The sequence below is a fragment of the Microbacterium azadirachtae genome, assembly GCF_025583665.1.
GTDB classification, from domain to species: domain Bacteria; phylum Actinomycetota; class Actinomycetes; order Actinomycetales; family Microbacteriaceae; genus Microbacterium; species Microbacterium azadirachtae.
Window position 1 is genome coordinate 3,282,723 of record NZ_CP099706.1, and the last position, 16,500, is coordinate 3,299,222.

Here is a 16,500-nt window from a genome sequence, read left to right on the forward strand (position 1 = left end):
ATGAGGCGGGGAATGCGCACGAAGAGGCGCAGCTCAATCCTATCGGCGCGGCAGAACTCCGCGACGGCGGCCCCGTGTCGGGGGCCGGTGGCACACTGACCGTCATGGAACAGCGTGTGAGCTTCATCACCCTCGCCGTCGCCGACGTCGCCCGCAGCCGGGCCTTCTACGTCGACGGACTGGGCTGGCGCCCGATCTTCGAGGCCGACGAGGTGCTGATGCTCCCGGTCGCAGAGAGGCTCATCCTCTCGCTCTGGAGCGTCGAGGGCTTCACCGCGGAGATCGGCGAGCCGCCGGCGACGGGCGTCGCTCCGCTCACCCTCGCACACAACCTGGCGACCGAGGCCGAGGTCGACGCGGTGCTCGCCGAGGCCGCCGCCCTGGGCGCGGCGGTGGTCCCTGCTCAGCACCGCGACTGGGGCGGCTACTCGGGCTACTTCGCCGACCCCGACGGCTTCCGCTGGGAGATCGCGATGAACCCGGGCGACACCGGGGCGTTCGTCCTGCCGCCCGCCGACTGACGCCGGCGATCCGCGCCCGGTCCCGGCGCGGCATACGCTGGAATGATGAGCACCGCACCGGAGAGAGCGAAGCACGGCGAGCACGACACCCGATTCTTCGGGCAGCCCTGGGCTCTCGCCCACCTGTTCGGGGTGGAGATGTGGGAGCGGTTCAGCTTCTACGGCATGCAGGGGATCCTGCTCATCTACCTGTACTACTCGGTCACCGACGGCGGGCTCGGGCTCGACAAGGCGGTCGCCGGGGGCATCGTCGGCGCCTACGGCGGCTCGGTGTACCTGTCCACGATCCTCGGCGCCTGGGTCGCCGACCGGATCCTGGGATCCGAGCGCACCCTGTTCTACAGCGCGATCGTCATCATGGCCGGCCACATCGCGCTCGCCCTGCTGCCGGGGGCGGCCGGGGTCGGCGTGGGCCTCGTGCTCGTCGCGATCGGATCCGGCGGCCTCAAGGCGAACGCGACCTCGGTGGTCGGCACGCTCTACAGCGCCGACGACCCGCGTCGCGACGCCGGCTTCTCGCTGTTCTACCTCGGCATCAACCTGGGCGGCTTCTTCGGCCCGATCCTCACGGGGCTGCTGCAGTCGACACTGGGCTTCCACTTCGGCTTCGGGCTCGCGGCGGTCGGCATGGCCGCCGGACTCGCGCAGTACTCGTTCGGGCGACGCGGACTCCCCGAGGAGGCGCACCGGATCGCGAACCCGCTGCCGCGCAGCCGGTACGGGATCGCCGTGGTCATCGCACTCGTCGCCGTCGCGCTGATCGCGGCGCTCGTGCTCACCGGCGTGATCCGCGCCGACAACCTGGCCACCGTGGTGATCATCGCGGCGACCGTCGCCGCGATCGCCTACTTCGCCGTGATCCTGACCAGCCGTCGTATCGACGCCACCGAGCGCTCACGCGTGTGGGGCTTCCTGCCGCTGTTCATCACGAGCGTCGCGTTCTGGTCGCTCTATCAGCAGCAGTTCACCGTGCTGACCGTCTACTCGGATGCGCGGCTGAACCGCGACCTGTTCGGGTGGGAGATGCCGGTGTCGTGGGTGCAGTCGATCAACCCGGTGTTCATCATCGTGCTCTCCGGCGTCTTCGCCGCCCTCTGGACGAAGCTCGGCGCGCGCCAGCCCTCCACCCCGGTGAAGTTCGCGCTCGGCGCGATTGTGATGGGCGCCGCGTTCCTGCTGTTCCTGCCGTTCGCGAACGGCCCCGCGAACTCGACGCCGCTGCTCGCGATCATCGGGATCCTGTTCGTCTTCACGGTCGCCGAGCTGCTGCTCTCGCCGATCGGGCTGTCGGCGGCGACCAAGCTCGCCCCCACCGCGTTCCACACGCAGATGGTGGCGCTGTTCTTCCTGTCGGTGTCGCTCGGCACGGCGATCTCGGGCTGGCTCGTGACCTTCTACGACCCGAAGAACGAGATCCCGTACTTCTCGATCCTGGGAGGGATCGCGATCCTCGTCGGCGTCGGGCTGCTCGTCTCGGCCCGGCCCGTGCTCGCGCTCATGAAGGACGTGCGCTGACGCAGACGCGAAGGGGCCGGGCGATCGACGCCCGGCCCCTTCGTCGCGTTCAGTGGGCGGCGACGCTCTCGCCGAGGTACTCGCCGGCCGCGAGCTGCTCCACGAGCGGACGCGCGACGGGCGCCCAGCCGAGCTCGGTGCGCGCCGTGGCTCCGGACGCCTGCTCGTCGAGCAACAGCGCGTCCGCGAATGCCTCGCCGAGCCGGGCACGGGTGTCGTCGTCGCTCTCGGGGCGCACCCCCTCGGCCACGTCGTACCCTGCCGCGATGGCCTCTCCGAGCTCGCGGACCGTGGGGTTCTGACCCGAGGCGCCGATGTAGGTCGCGCCGGGGCGGCCCTTCTCGAGAGCGAGCACGTAGAGCGCTGCGAGGTCGTCGACGTCGACCGTGGTCCAGTGCTGGCTGCCGTCGCCGATCAGGCGCACTCCCCCGTCGGTCTCATCGGTGAGGAGGCGGATCAGTCCGCCGGCGCGGCCATACACGAGCGCGGGCGCGACGACCGTGCCGCGCACTCCGGTCGCGCCGAGGACACGGGCCTCGCCCGCGCCGCGCCAGGCGGTGAGCGCCGGCCGGTCGAGGGGGCTCTGCTCGGTGATGTCGCTCGACGTGCCGTAGCTCCAGATCCCGCCGGTGTGCACGAACGGCTTGCCGCTGCCCCCGAACGCCCCGAGCACGGCGTCGATGAACGCCGCATCGCCCTCGGGCGTGGAGGCCGTGTGGATCACGCCGTCGGCGACGGACGCGGCCTCCGCCACGAGAACGGCGTCGGTCACGTCTCCGACGAGGCCCCGGGCGCCGGCCTCCTCGACGGTGCGCGCCTTGGTGGCGTCGCGCACGAGCGCCGTCACCTCGTGCCCTTCGGAGAGAAGACGGGAGAGGACGGAGGAGCCGATGTAGCCGGTCGCGCCGGTGAGAAGAACCTTCATGCCTTTCGCGAACGCCCCGCGGGCGGGGGCGTATTCCCGATGCCGAGGACGGCGGGAGGCGCTCGCGCCGGCGCGCTCGGCAGGCGGGGGACGGGAGACCGCCGTCGCGGGCGGTCTCCGACGGCGAGTCAGCGGGTGATCGTGCGCCCGTCCGGGTCGCCGGCGCGAAGCGGCCGCAGACGCGACGGGATCGGCCATTCGAGGGCGTACCGCTGCGTGGGCGGGCGCTGCATGTCGCCGAAGTCGTCGACCTTGACGGTGATCCGCCCGTCGCCCTCGGGCACGACCTCCACGATCTGCACCCGCAGCGGCCCCTCGGCCTCCCCCTCCAGGATCCAGGGATCGGCCAGCCAGCGGATCCCGTGGTGCTCCAGTGCGGTCTCGGCGTCGAGCCAGTCGATCGCGCCGGTGAGCTCACGTCCGAGCACGTCGACGGCCAGCCAGTCGGCGCCGGACGGACGGATCCATCCGAGCAGCTCGCCGTCCTCACGGCGATGCGGGGTCCAGTCTGCGGGGATCATGCGCCGAGCCTAACCCGATGCGATCCCGCCGCCCCGCCGGCTCCCTCGCCCCGCCGGATCCCTCGCCCCCGCGCTCTGCCGCCTGGCTGCCCGGCTGTCCGCACCCGCGAGATGGATAACGCACCTCTCTCGCGCGCCGCAGCAGCGAAATCCATCTCCCCGCGCGGGCTCCCCGGCCTACGAGATGGATAACGCACCTCCCCCGCCCCGCGCAGGAGCGAAATCCATCTTCCTGCCCTCTCGACCGCCGCCCGACCACGGCTCCGACGCACGAACGCCCGCCCCGGAATCGGGACGGGCGCTCGCATGGCCGGGTGTCACCAGATCGTGACGCGCTCCTCGGGCGCCAGCCACAGCCGGTCGCCCTCGGTCACGTCGAACGCGCCGTAGAACGCGTCGATGTTGCGGAGGATCTGGTTGCACCGGAACTCGTTGGGCGAGTGCGGGTCGATCGTGAGCAGGCGGATGGTCTCGGCCTCGCGGCTCTTCTGCTGCCAGACCTGCCCCCAGCTGAGCAGCAGGCGCTGCACGCCGGTGTAGCCGTCGATGACCGGCGCCCCGTCGAGGGCCTCAGGGGCCTTCCCGAGCGCGATCTCGTAGGCCTTGAGCGCGATGCCGAGACCGCCGAGGTCGCCGATGTTCTCGCCGATCGTGAGCGCGCCGTTGACGTGATGGTCCGCGGACAGCCCCTCCGGCACCAGCGCGTCGTACTGCGCGATGAGCGACGCCGTGCGCTCCTCGAACGCGGCGCGGTCCTCGTCGGTCCACCAGTCCTGCAGCTTGCCGTCGCCGTCGTAACGGCTGCCCTGGTCGTCGAAGCCGTGGCCGATCTCGTGGCCGATCACGGATCCGATCCCGCCGTAGTTCGCGGCCGCGTCACGGCCCGCGTCGAAGAACGGGTACTGCAGGATGGCCGCCGGGAACACGATCTCGTTCATGAGCGGGTTGTAGTACGCGTTCACCATCTGCGGCGGCATGAACCACTCGTCGCGGTCGATGGGCTTGCCCACCTTGCCGATCTGGCGGTCGTGCTCGAACTGCGCGGCGCGGCCGGCGTTGCCGACGAGGTCGCCGGCGTCGATCGCGACGGCCGAGTAGTCGCGCCACGTCTTCGGGTGGCCGATCTTCGGGGTGAACGTGTCGAGCTTCGCGAGCGCCTTCTCGCGGGTGGCGGGGCTCATCCACTCCAACGTCGTGATGGACTGCCGGTACGCCTCCAGCAGGTTGCCGATGAGCTCGTCCATTGCCGCCTTGGCGGACGGCGGATAGTGCCGCTCGACGTACACCTTGCCGACCGCGTCCCCGAGGGAGCCCTCGACGAGCGAGACGCCGCGCTTCCAGCGCTCGCGGATCGTGGGGACGCCGGTGAGCTCGGTGCCGTAGAACGAGAAGTTCTCCTCGACGATGTCGTCGGTGAGGTAGGCGGCGAGGCCGTGCACGACCTTGGCGCGCAGCCAGGCCTTCCAGTCGTCGAGACGCTCGGCGACGAGCAGGGATCCGAGGCCCGAGAAGAAGCTCGGCTGGTAGACGACGACCTCGTCGAACGCAGCCGCCCCCGCAGGGCCGGCGACGGCGTCGCGCCACGGGGCGAGATCCACGCCCACGAGCTCCTGGAGCTCGTCCCAGCTCTTGAGGTTGTAGGTCTTGACCGCGTCGCGGCTCTCCACGTTGTCCCAGTGGTGACCGGCGATCTCGTGCTCGAGCCCGAAGGCGCGCTCGGCCTGGTCCGCCGCGTCCGCGACGCCGGCGAGCGTGAGGATCCGCTCGAGGTGCGCGCGATAGGCGGTGCGGGTGCCCTCGAAGCTGTCGAGGCGGTAGTAGCTCTCGTCCGGGAGGGACAGGCCCGCCTGCACGAGGAACGGCACGTAGCGCGCGGGGTCGCCCGGGTCCGGCTCCACGAAGACGCCGAGGAGCGCGGCGATGCCCGCGCGGTCGAAGGCTCCGACCGTCGCGAGGAACTCGCCGATCGTGCCGATCGCGTCGACCGCGGCGAGCGGCTCGGCGAGCGGTGCGGTGCCGAGCTCGGCGATGCGCTCCGTGTCCATGAAGCTCGCGAACAGGTCGCCGATCTTGCGCGCCTCGGTGCCGGGCTCGGCCGTCTGCGCCTCTTCGATGATCGCGCGGACGTCCTTCTCCGCCTGGTCGGCGAGCATGTGGAACGAGCCCCAGCGCGCCTTGTCGGCGGGGATCTCGGTGTTCTCGAGGAAGGTGTGGTTGACGTGCCGGTAGAGGTCGTCCTGGGGGCGGATCGCGGGGTCGAAGTCACCGGTGGCGAGGCCGGAAGGGAGAACGTCGGTCATGGGGATCAGCCTATGCGGCGGAGTCGACATCGGGCGGGCCGGATCGCTCTCGGCGGATCAGGACTCCAGCAGCGCCTTCGCCCGATCGAGCGCCGCCGTCTCGCCGTCCATGCTCCGCTGCACGGCGGCTCCCATGAGCAGCTTCTTCACGCCGGCGACCTCGGCCGACAGCGCGAACGTGACGCTCGTGCCGGCCGGCGTCTCGGTGAGCGTGTAGCCGCCGACGGGGCGCACGGGGCCGGCGATCGTGGCGAAGGCGTAACGGACCGGCGGCGCGTACTCGGTGATGCGGATGTCGGCGACGATCGACCGCCCGCCGGGCCCCGCGACCGCCTGGTGCACGATGCCGCCGACGGCGGGGGCGCCTTCCGCGCTCATCTCCTTGACCCCGCTGCGCCAGAGCGGATCCTTGCTCGGGTCGGTGAAGAACGCGAACACGGACTCGATGGGGGCGGCGATCTCGATCGTCCGGGATGCGGTGGGCATGGAGCGATTATCGTGCGCCGCTGGGCGCACGGGAAGACACGTGACGACGGGGGCTCCCCCTCGGCGGGACCATCGCCGGGGCAGTCGCGCGGAGCGACCGGAATATCGCTCTGCCGCAGAAGCCCGCGCCGCTCTAGGATGAGCGCAGAGCGGCTTTGGGGAGCCGCCCGGATTGGGGTCTCCCATGCGCGGTCTGGGACAGATGCTCGTGCTGACCGGTGCGGCGCGCGCCGAGGACGTGAACGCCGCGGTCTCCGCCGTCGGCGACGGCGACGCTCTGCCCGGCTACCTGCTGCGGCGCGGACTCGTGAACGAGGTGCAGCTGGCCGAGGCCGTGTCGGTGGCGACCAGCACCCCGTACGTCGACCTGACCGCCTATCCGCTGGATCCCGAGGTCATCGCCCTCGTGCCGGGACCGCTCTGCCGTCGGTACCGGATGATCCCGCTGCGTCACCACCGCGACCAGCTGACGGTCGCGATGGTGGATCCGACCGACATCATCGCGCTCGACGACGTCGCCAGCCTCACGGATCTGCGCGTCACGCCCGTGGTCGTCACCGACGAGGCGCTGAACCAGGCGTTCGAGCGCTTCCTGCGCTCCGACGAGGAGCTCACCGACCTCTCCGAGCAGATCGGCGAGGCGTCGGCGACGTCGAACGTCGTCTTCACCGAGCAGCTCGACGACCAGGATGCGGACGCCCCCGTCGTGCGCTTCGTGAACCTGCTCATCACGCAGGCCATCAACGACCGCGCGAGCGACATCCACATCGAGCCCGGTGAGCACCGCCTCACGGTGCGGTTCCGGATCGACGGCGTGCTGCACGAGATGCAGCGCGCCGACCGCAGCATCCAGGACGGCGTGATCTCGCGCCTGAAGATCATGTCGTCGATCGACATCGCCGAGAAGCGCGTGCCGCAGGACGGCCGCATCTCGGTGCTGCATGAGGGGCGCAGCGTCGACCTGCGCGTGGCGACCCTGCCGACGGTGTGGGGCGAGAAGATCGTCATGCGCATCCTCGACAACAGCGGTCAGGTCATGCTCATGTCGGACCTGCTGTTCTCCGAGCCCAACGAGGAGCTCTTCACGCGGGCGATCTCACGCCCGCACGGCATGGTGCTCGTGACCGGACCGACCGGATCCGGCAAGTCCACCACCCTGTACACGGCGCTGCGCGCGGTCGCGAACCCGCGCGTGAACGTGATCACCGTCGAGGATCCGGTCGAGTACCGGATCCCCGACATCAACCAGATCCAGGTCAACCCCCGCGCCGGCCTCACCTTCGCGACCGCCCTGCGTTCGATCCTCCGCGCGGACCCGGACGTGGTGCTCGTGGGCGAGATCCGCGACCGCGAGACGGCGGCGATCTCGGTGGAGGCCGCGCTGACCGGCCACCTCGTGCTGTCGACGCTGCACACCAACGACGCGCCGAGCGCGCTGACCCGGCTGGTCGAGATCGGCACCGAGCCGTTCCTGGTGGCGACCGCGCTCAGCGCCGTCATCGCGCAGCGACTAGCCCGCCTCCTCTGCACGAAGTGCCGCCAGCCGATCGATCACGACACGGCCATGCTCAAGAGCGTCGGGATGCCGGCGCACCTCATCAAGGGCGCGACCGTGCACCGCGCGGTGGGCTGCACGGTGTGCTCGAACACCGGCTACCGCGGCCGCGTCGCCCTGCACGAGGCGATGGAGGTGACCGACCGCATCGAGCAGGCCCTCGTCGGCCGTGCCACGGGCGGCGAGCTGCGCGAGATCGCCCTGGAGCAGGGCATGATCCCGCTGCGCGACGACGGCTGGGCCAAGGTCGCCCGGGGCATCACGACGATCGAGGAGATCCTGCGCGTCTCGGTGTGAGGCGCGGCCTCGGCGCCGTTCCCCTCAGTGCTGCTTGGCCAGGTCGCCGTAGAGCGTGAAGATCGGCAGGTAGAGCGAGACCACCATGCCTCCGATGACCACGCCGAGGCCGACGATCAGCACGGGTTCGATGAGCGACGACAGCTGCTCCGTGGCGGTTTCGACCTCGTCCTCGTAGAAGTCGGCGATGCTGCCGAGCATCTCCGCGAGGGTGCCCGACTCCTCGCCCACCGCGACCATCTGCGCCACCATCGGCGGGAAGACCTCCGCCTTGGCCAGCGGCGCCGAGAACGAGCGGCCGCCCCGGATCGACTCCTGGATGTCGCGCACGGTCTGCTCGACCTTCCAGTTGTTCGACGCCTGGCCGACGATCGACAGGGCCTGGATGATCGGGACTCCCGCGTCGAGCATCATCGAGAGGTTCCTCGTGAAGCGGGCGACGGCCATCTTGGTGAGCAGCTTGCCGAAGATCGGCAGCTTCAGCAGGAAGGGGTCCACGACCTTGCGATACGCGTCCGTGTAGCGGTTGCGCGCCCACCAGATCCACACCACGATCACGACGACCGCGAGGGAGGGGAGGATCCAGACCATGTTCTCGGAGACGGCGACCAGGATCTGCGTGGGCAGCGGCAGCGAGGCGCCGAGGCCGGCGAACATGTTCTTGAACACGGGCACGACGAACGTCAGCATCGCCAGGACACCCAGGATCGCGACGATCAGCACGACCAGCGGATAGGTCGTCGCGGCGCGGATCTTCGCGTGCAGCTCCGCCTGCTTCTGGTAGGTCTCGGCGATCGAGTCGAGCGCCTTGCCGAGGAAGCCGCCCGCCTCGCCGACGCGGATGATCGACACCATGAGCGGCGGGAACACCTGCGGATGCCGCGCCAGGGAGGCGGACAGCGACGATCCCGACTCCACGTCGCCCTGCACGGCGACCAGCACCTGCTGCAGCTTCTTGTCGTCGGCCTGCTCGGAGAGCACGCTCAGGGTGCGCAGCAGGGGGAGGCCGGCGTTGATGAGCGCCGCCATCTGCCGGGAGAAGATCGCGAGCGTCTTCGCGGTCACCCCCTTGCGCAGCGTCGGCAGCGTGATCTCCCGGTGCAGGCCGGTCCTCGCGACGGGCGCGACGCGCAGCGGGGTCAGCCCCTGCGCCCGGAGCTTGGTGGCGACCGCGCTGTCGCTGGACGCGTCCATCGACCCCTTGACGGTCTGCGCGGTGGACGAATCCAGCGCCTGATACTCGTACTCCTGCACCCCGGCCATCACGATCCCCATTCCTCGAGCTGCGTCCCACCGGCGAACGTCGACCACGATTCGGCGTCGAGATCCGCGGGCCGCACGTGCACGCCGTCGATCGACTTCGGATCGACGGCGAAGGTGCGCGCGACGTGGGCGGCGATGCGCCCCTCGCCGACGAGGCGGCGCAGATCCTGGTCGAGCGTGTGCATGCCGTAGGCCTGCCCGGCCTGCATCGTGGAGTACAGCTGCGACACCTGGCCCTCGCGGATGAGGTTCGCGACGGCGGGCGTGTTGATGAGCACCTCGGTCGCGATGGTGCGACCCGAGGTCTGCGCCTGCGGCAGCAGCGTCTGGCTGATGATGCCCTGAAGCGTGTCGCCCAGCTGGGTGCGGATCTGGTGCTGCTGATCGGCGGGGAACACGTCGACGATGCGGTTCACCGACTTGGCCGCCCCCTGGGTGTGCAGCGTGGAGAGCACCAGGTGGCCGGTCTCCGCCGCGGACAGGGCCGTCGAGATCGACTCCGGGTCGCGCAGCTCGCCGACCAGGATCACGTCGGGGTCCTGCCGCAGCACCCGGCGCAGCGCCTCGGCGAAGGACTCGGTGTCGGATCCGACCTCGCGCTGATGGATGAGCGCCCGGTTGCTGGTGTGGTGGAACTCGATCGGATCCTCGATGGTGACGACGTGCACCGGCCGGGTGTTGTTGACGATGTCCACCATCGCGGTGAGCGTGGTGGACTTCCCGGATCCGGTCGGTCCGGTGAGCAGCACGAGACCGCGCGGCCGCAGCGCGAGGTCGGCCGCGATCGCCGGCGCACCGAGCTCCTCGAGGCTGAACACCCGGTCGGGGATGAACCGCAGCGCCATCGCGATCTCGCCGAGCTGGCGGAACACGTTCACGCGGAAGCGCCCGATGCCGGGGCTGGCGTGCGCGAGGTCGACCTCGTGCCGCGTCGCGAACTCCTCGCGCTGCGGCATCGTCATGAGCTCGAACGCCGCCTGCTCGACCCAGTCCGCGCTCAGCGGATCCGCGTATCCCGGCACGGCGACGAGATCCCCGTCGACCCGCATGAGCGGAGCGGCCCCCGCGGTCACGTGCACGTCGCTGGCCCCCGCGCGGGCGCCGATCGCGAGGATCCGGGTGAGGACGAGGACGCTCATCTCGACGCCCCCGCCGTGGGTGCCGGCGCCACGAAGGCGAGCAGGTCGACGTGGAGCTGGAGCCCGCCGTTCCCCGGCGAGAGCGCGGCCTTGTCGACGGCGAGCAGCCGGTCGGATCCGCGCAGTCCGTCGAGGAAGGCCTGGGCGGCCGCGGCGTCGGGGACGGTCGCGATCACCGTCACGGGGATCTGCTCCTTGCCCGCCGCGCCCGTCCCTCCGCCAGCCGGAGCCGCGGCGTTCGCGCCGTTCGCCCCCGAGGCGCCGGCCTGCGAGGTCTGAGCCGCGTTCGCGTCCGCCTGCGCGGCGACGTTCTTCGCATCGCCCACGGTGCCCGAACCCGCGGTGGGCTGCGGCGTCGGCTGGGCGGAGGGCGCGGTCTGCGCCTTCTCCGCCGCAGCGGCCCCCGGCCCCGCCTCGACCGGAGCGGTGCGCGGGGCGAAGGGCGCCAGGTCGCCGCGGGTCGCGCTCGTCAGCGCCGCTCCGGACGCCTGCGCGGAGGTGGCGACGATGTCGAACACCTGGTCGAGCTCGGGCGACGCGGGGATCTGCCCGCGCAGGGCGTCGACCGAGGCGTCGATCTCCGCCTTGCGCTGCTTCTGCTTCTGCAGTTCCGCGATCTGCGTGCGGTAGGTCGCGTTGGTGGCGGCGACCTGGCTCGTGCTGCTCAGCGCCGTGAACGACTGGCCGACGAGGGGCAGGACGCCGAAGACGACGGCCAGCACCACGATGGCGATCGACACGAGGGCGCCGATCAGGGTGATCAGCTGCTTGGTCACTTCGTCGCCTCCTTCGCGTACCGTCCGGAGTACACGGTCTGATCGAAGGTGACGTCGATCGTGTAGATGTACCGGCCGGGAGACTGCTGGCTGGCCGTGCTCGCCCTGCCGTCGGCCGCGAGCACTCCGTCGACACCGCGCAGCCCCCGCGCCAGGGCGCCCAGGTCCAGCGCGTTCGGGCTGTCGATCGTGAGGGTGCCGGTGAGGCCGATCGCCTTCTTCGCCGCGTCCTTGTCCTTCGCCGCCGGATCCGGAACGGCCCCGGGCGTGAGCTCGAAGCCGGTCACCGTCGTGTCGGCGGGGAGCGCGCCGCGGACACGATCGAGGATGCCGCTCCAGGCGAGATCCGACCCCATCGCCTCGCCGCGGAAGGCGTTCAGCTCCCCCTCGGTCGCGAGGGCGCCGCTGACGTCGTTCAACTGGCCGATCTGAGCGAGCAGCTGCGTCGAACGGTCCTGTTCGGCCACCAGCTGCTGCTGCGCGAACTGATTCCACACGAAGGCGGCCCCGATGAACGCCGCCGCGAGGACGACCGCGAGCAGCCCGATCCGCACCCAGACGGCGGAGAGCTTCTCGCGCTCCCGGCGATCGACCTCGGAGCGGGGCAGCAGATCGACGCGGGGCGGGCCGCCCACGGCGGCGGCGGCGATGCGGGACATCAGCGGTCCTTTCCGAGGGCGAGTCCGGCGGTGGGCACCAGATCGAGAGCGAGCTCTCCGCCCGGATCCGTGCCGCGCACCGGCAGGACGTTCTGCAGGCTCAGCGTGTGCACCGGAACCTCGACGGCGGCAGCGAGACCGGAGGCGACGCCGTCGACGGCGGATCCGGCACCGCTGAGAAGCACCTGCTGGATGGGCGCCGCCTCGGGTCTGTTCAGGTAGAAGGCCAGCGTGCTGCGCATCCGGCCGATCAGGTCGTGCACCGGGCGCACGCCGGCGTCGACGCGCAGTGCACCGCGCGCGACGATCCCGGCCGTGCCCGTGAGGTCGTCGTCGCCCGACCCGGTGTCGGATCCCGCGACCGCGAACGTGCCGTCGCCCGCACCGCTCGGCGCGACCATCTGCGCCGCGCGTCGACGCACCGCCGAGGTCTCCAGATCCACGGGCGTGATGCGGACGAAATCGGGGATCCCGTCGCGCAGGATCACGATCTGCGTCGTGTGGTCGCCGATGTTGATCGCGGCGACCACACCGGCCGGCACCACGCGGGCCGCGGCGCGGGCGAGGCCGAAGGCGGCGAGGTCGACGCCGTCGATGCGGATCTTCGCCCGCGCGAACGACGCGATCATCGCTTCGACCGTGTCGGCGACGGCGGCGACGAGCAGGCCGTGCAGCTGGCCCCCCTCCTGCGACGTCGGGTAGTAGTCCAGCACCGCCTGCGCGACCGGCACGGGAAGCAGATCCTGCACCTGGAACGGCAGGGCCTGGCGCAGCAGGTCGGGCGCCATCGCTGCCGTGCTGTGCTCGCGCACCAGCACGCGCCGGCTGGCGATCCCGAGCGTGGCGGACTTCGCCTTGATCCCGGCCGTGCGCCAGAGCTGCTGGATCGCGAAGGCGACCGCGCCCTGATCGAGCACCTCCGAATCGTGGGCGGCGTCCGGAGGCAGCGGCACCTCGCCGCAGGCGACCACCTGCGGCGACCGTTCGCCGCTCACCTCGACCGCACGGACGCTCTCCTCCGTGATCTCGACTCCGACGTGACTCTTCGCCATCTTCTCTTCCCCAGTTCCCCACGCGCTTCGCCGCAGCTCAGCTCAGTCCCAGCATTCCGACATACCAGCGTCCGATCGGCTCACCCACGGCGATCCCAGCCCAGGCGCCCGCGATCATCCACGGCCCGAACGGGATCGCCGTCGTGCGTTTCGCTCGGCGCAGCAGGATCAGGCCCACCCCGAACAGCCCGCCGAGCACGAACGCCGCGAAGGCGCCGACGACGAGGGTCGCCCACCCGCACCAGCCGAGGAACAGGCCCACGAGGGCCGCGAGCTTGACGTCGCCGCCGCCCATGCCGCGCGGGCTGATGAGGCGCACGACCGCATAGAACGCGCAGAGGATCGCCCCGCCCGCGACCGCCCGCAGGAAGGTGGTCCATCCGATCCCGCTCGCCGATCCCGCCGGCCCCAGGGCCGCCGCGATCGCGAGCAGGGCGACTCCGACGACGATGCTCGGCAGCACGATCGCGTTCGGCAGCCGCTTCGTCTCCAGATCGATGAGGCTGAGCACGATCGACACCGCCGCGAAGCCGAGGAACGCGACGAGCACGACCCAGAAGACCGGATCCGCGACGGCGCCGACCGGAGCAGCGAGTCGAAGGGCCCACCACGCCACCCCGACGAACACGACGCCCGTGAACGCCTCGATCAACGGGTACTGCGCGCTGATCGGGGCCGCGCAGCGCGCGCACCGTCCGCGCAGCGCGACCCACGACACGACGGGCACGTTCTGCCACCACCGGATCGGCGCATCGCATCCGGGGCAGCGGCTCTCGCGCACGAGCGAGATCCCTGCGGGCACGCGGTACGCGACGACGTTGAGGAAGGAGCCGATCACCAGGCCGAACAAGCCCGCGAAGACGAGGAGGAACGCGGTCATGGCGCGACCTCCTGCTCGGAGGTCAGGGTCGGCGGGAGGATGGTCGTGATCGTGGTTCCGGGCGAGCCCGCCGCCGTCGCCACCTTGCAGCCGAGGTCGATGACAGGGCTCCAGCTCATCGGCGTGCAGGTGAAGTCGGGGTGCACCCAGTGCGGGGTGCCGTCGTTGTTGGCGTAGTACTGCCCCTGGAAGATCAGCCCGTTCTGCGAGCTGTTGTTGAGCCCGCAGGGCGTGTAGAACATCAGCCGCGCCTGCACGGTGCTCGGCAGGGTCAGCGCATCGCTCGCCGACCCGGATCCGCAGCTCGGCGCGGTGTCGGTGAGGTTCGCGTCGGCGTGGACGAAGAACAGCTGCGGCGCCGTCGCCAGCGACGGGGCGCTCGAGGTGAGCGGTCCGGAGACGTTGACGTTCATCGGCGATCCGGACGCGATCAGCATGACGGCGTCGTTGACGAGCCCGGTCGCGCCGATGTTCACGGTGACCGTGCCGGTGCAGGAGCTGAAGTCGATGCCGACGCGCGTGTTGGGCGGGGTCGGCGCGGCCGCGAGCAGGCCGCTCACGTTGGATCCGTTGCACGGTCCGGTGGTCCACTGGATGTTCGAGCCCCACGCGGCGCGCGCCGAGCCGAGGTTGCGCCAGGTGGTCATCGCCGTCACCGCGACGAGGGTCGGGTTGGTGCGGTTGGTGCCGGGCTTCGCCGCGGGCGATCCGCAGAGCGAGGCGTTGGCCGCGGGCGTCGGGCTGGTCGAGCAGTTCGCGACGGTCTGCGTGGGCTTTCCCACGACGCCGGCGCCGCTGAAGCCCTTGCCGATCGAATAGCCGCCCCTGATGACGGGCTTGTTGCCCAGGGCGAACGTGCCGTCGGCGTACACGAACCCCGACGTCGGGACGGCGGAGTCCCCGAGCGAGAAGCCGTTCGCCGTGAGGTTGACGTTGCCCGCGGTGATCAGGTTCCCCTTCACGATCGCCGCGTTCCCGCCGCTGGCCGTGATGTCGCCGAGCGCGTAGACGTTGCCGTTGACGGTGCAGTTCGCGCTGAGATCGACGGCGCCGTTGGGCACCCAGAGGTCACCCGTGATCACGGACGACGAGTTGCAGCTGTAGTTGCCGCTGCGGATCACCAGATCGCCGGTGTAGTTGGCGTGGGTGGCGAGGAAGGACCCGTCGAAGTACGACATCGTCCCGCCGGGCGCGTTGGAGAGCGAGACCGGGCGCTGGTAGAGCGCGACGATCTTGGTGGCCGAGCCGTCGGGCCCCTTGCCGCTGGCCGTGATCTGGATCGTCGAGGTCGCGGTCGCACTCAGGCACGCGTCGGTCAGATGATCCTTGTCGGGCCCGAACAGCGCGCTGACCGCGTAGTAGAGAGGTGCGGACCCGGCATCCGCGATGGACTTCGCGCACGGGTTGGCGAGCACCGTCGCGAGCATCTGGTCGCGTCCCGACTCGGCGGCGACGAACGCCTGGGTCGTGCTCTTGTTCTTGGCGTTGGACTGGATCGTGAACATCACGGTCGCGGCCACCAGCACGGCGGCGACCACGCCGACGATCATCACGATGAGCACCGCGACGAGCGCCGCACCGCGGTCGTCGCGGTCCGCCGTCTCGAGTCGATCCCGGATCACCAGCATGGGCTGAGGCTTCCTGCTGCGGAGTTGCGCATGTAGGCCGTGCCCTGGAAGTGCACGGGCGCCGCGACCACCTGGGCCCCCGACCTGCTGAGCGCATCGAAGCTGTACGCGACGCTGTTGCCGCTCTGGGAGATGAACGCCCCGGATCCGGCGGCGACGTCCGCCTGCCAGACGGGCCAGCCCGAGGAAGGGGCGGGCGAGGAGGAGACGGTCATGTGCAGGCCGTCCGCGGCGAGCTGGAACGCCTGGCACTGGAGCCCGCCGCCGAGCGCCGTGTTGACCCGGATCGTCGATCCGTCGGCCGAGACGTCGAAGGCCACTGCGTTGCGCATCGCTCGCTCCACCTCTGATGCGACGAGCTGCCCCCGGGTCGTCGCCTGGCTCTGCGCCGAGACGGCGACCTGGGAGCGCCACATGTTGCTGAACAGCGTCCCCAGCACCAGGCTGACGACGCCGAGGATGGCGACGACCACCACCAGCTCGATCAGGGAGACTCCCCTGTCGTCCTGCGACCGGGGCGTCATGGCGACGTCACCGGATCCGGAGGGACGATCACGAGCGCATCCGCCGCCGCGAGGGCGTTCCCGCCCTGCGTGGCGGTGAGGTGGATCGACACCGTCGACCCTTTGCTGCACGATCCGATCGCCGCCTGGGTCGTGTAGCTGTTGCCGTGACCGTCCAGGAAGGTGCGCGGCGTGGCCGCCGTGCCGAGGATCGACCCCATCGTCGCGCAGTCCGGGCTCTGCCGCACCTGGTCGATGAGGCCGTTGAGCTGCCGGGTGGCCGTGGCCACCGACGACTGCTGCGCCGAGAAGCGCAGACCGTTGACCAGGGCCGGGAGGAGGGAGACGGCCACCAGCGCGAGCAGGAACATCGCAATGACCACCTCGACGAGGCCGAGTCCGTCCTCGCTGCCCTGATTACGCTGGTTCGCCATCGTTCTCCGCCCCCAGATCGCGCTCGGCCCCGGAGCTTCCCGCCCC

16 protein-coding genes are annotated in these 16,500 nt (G+C 70.9%); 3 read left to right on the forward strand and 13 right to left on the reverse strand.

The window, feature by feature from the left end:
* Window positions 1-104: 104 nt before the first annotated feature.
* Together NFX31_RS15530 and NFX31_RS15535 are read left to right on the forward strand one after the other, a co-directional pair.
* Window positions 105-521, forward strand: coding sequence for a VOC family protein (locus tag NFX31_RS15530; protein ID WP_045250022.1), 417 nt, complete (start codon window positions 105-107; stop codon window positions 519-521).
* 45 nt (window positions 522-566) lie between these two features.
* Entirely contained in the window at window positions 567-2,036 is a 1,470-nt protein-coding gene (locus NFX31_RS15535; protein WP_262956155.1) for a peptide MFS transporter, read from the forward strand.
* A 49-nt stretch (window positions 2,037-2,085) separates the two neighbouring features.
* Here the strand turns inward: NFX31_RS15535 and NFX31_RS15540 are convergent, their stop codons facing one another.
* From NFX31_RS15540 to NFX31_RS15555, 4 genes are all read right to left on the reverse strand, one after another.
* Window positions 2,086-2,961 (reverse strand): NAD-dependent epimerase/dehydratase family protein, encoded by an 876-nt coding sequence (locus tag NFX31_RS15540; RefSeq protein WP_262956157.1) that lies wholly within the window; start codon window positions 2,959-2,961, stop codon window positions 2,086-2,088.
* Between the two features lie 128 nt (window positions 2,962-3,089).
* Window positions 3,090-3,482, reverse strand: coding sequence for a hypothetical protein (locus NFX31_RS15545; protein WP_045250019.1), 393 nt, complete (start codon window positions 3,480-3,482; stop codon window positions 3,090-3,092).
* A gap of 317 nt (window positions 3,483-3,799) precedes the next feature.
* Complete coding sequence (locus NFX31_RS15550) at window positions 3,800-5,782, reverse strand: M13 family metallopeptidase (protein ID WP_045250018.1); 1,983 nt, start codon at window positions 5,780-5,782, stop codon at window positions 3,800-3,802.
* Between the two features lie 57 nt (window positions 5,783-5,839).
* The gene (locus NFX31_RS15555) at window positions 5,840-6,268 is read right to left on the reverse strand and encodes an SRPBCC family protein (RefSeq protein WP_262956160.1); all 429 of its coding nucleotides are present in this window, start codon (window positions 6,266-6,268) and stop codon (window positions 5,840-5,842) included.
* A 184-nt stretch (window positions 6,269-6,452) separates the two neighbouring features.
* Here NFX31_RS15555 and NFX31_RS15560 point away from each other — a divergent pair, with 184 nt between their 5' ends.
* The gene (locus tag NFX31_RS15560; protein WP_045250016.1) at window positions 6,453-8,120 is read left to right on the forward strand and encodes a GspE/PulE family protein; all 1,668 of its coding nucleotides are present in this window, start codon (window positions 6,453-6,455) and stop codon (window positions 8,118-8,120) included.
* Between the two features lie 24 nt (window positions 8,121-8,144).
* Here the strand turns inward: NFX31_RS15560 and NFX31_RS15565 are convergent, their stop codons facing one another.
* From NFX31_RS15565 to NFX31_RS15605, 9 genes are read right to left on the reverse strand one after another with little or no spacing between them, the layout of a single operon-like run.
* Window positions 8,145-9,383, reverse strand: a complete 1,239-nt coding sequence (locus NFX31_RS15565; RefSeq protein ID WP_262956161.1) for a type II secretion system F family protein — start codon at window positions 9,381-9,383, stop codon at window positions 8,145-8,147.
* Window positions 9,383-10,522: a type IV pilus twitching motility protein PilT gene (locus tag NFX31_RS15570; protein ID WP_276553869.1), complete on the reverse strand. Its 1,140-nt coding sequence runs from the start codon at window positions 10,520-10,522 to the stop codon at window positions 9,383-9,385. Before NFX31_RS15570 ends, NFX31_RS15565 begins: the two co-directional genes overlap by 1 nt.
* Entirely contained in the window at window positions 10,519-11,298 is a 780-nt protein-coding gene (locus tag NFX31_RS15575; RefSeq protein ID WP_262956163.1) for a hypothetical protein, read from the reverse strand. The genes NFX31_RS15570 and NFX31_RS15575 overlap by 4 nt, the downstream gene beginning before the upstream one ends.
* Window positions 11,295-11,957, reverse strand: coding sequence for a hypothetical protein (locus NFX31_RS15580; RefSeq protein ID WP_262956165.1), 663 nt, complete (start codon window positions 11,955-11,957; stop codon window positions 11,295-11,297). Before NFX31_RS15580 ends, NFX31_RS15575 begins: the two co-directional genes overlap by 4 nt.
* Window positions 11,957-13,009, reverse strand: coding sequence for a pilus assembly protein PilM (pilM, locus tag NFX31_RS15585; protein ID WP_262956167.1), 1,053 nt, complete (start codon window positions 13,007-13,009; stop codon window positions 11,957-11,959). The genes NFX31_RS15580 and pilM overlap by 1 nt, the downstream gene beginning before the upstream one ends.
* 37 nt (window positions 13,010-13,046) lie before the next feature.
* Window positions 13,047-13,889 (reverse strand): prepilin peptidase, encoded by an 843-nt coding sequence (locus NFX31_RS15590; protein WP_262956168.1) that lies wholly within the window; start codon window positions 13,887-13,889, stop codon window positions 13,047-13,049.
* Entirely contained in the window at window positions 13,886-15,517 is a 1,632-nt protein-coding gene (locus tag NFX31_RS15595; protein WP_262956170.1) for a hypothetical protein, read from the reverse strand. Before NFX31_RS15595 ends, NFX31_RS15590 begins: the two co-directional genes overlap by 4 nt.
* Complete coding sequence (locus tag NFX31_RS15600) at window positions 15,508-16,041, reverse strand: prepilin-type N-terminal cleavage/methylation domain-containing protein (RefSeq protein ID WP_045250010.1); 534 nt, start codon at window positions 16,039-16,041, stop codon at window positions 15,508-15,510. Before NFX31_RS15600 ends, NFX31_RS15595 begins: the two co-directional genes overlap by 10 nt.
* Window positions 16,038-16,454 carry a hypothetical protein gene (locus NFX31_RS15605; protein ID WP_045250009.1) on the reverse strand — a complete coding sequence of 139 codons (417 nt, stop codon included), beginning with the start codon at window positions 16,452-16,454 and terminating at the stop codon, window positions 16,038-16,040. Before NFX31_RS15605 ends, NFX31_RS15600 begins: the two co-directional genes overlap by 4 nt.
* Window positions 16,455-16,500 lie beyond the last annotated feature (46 nt).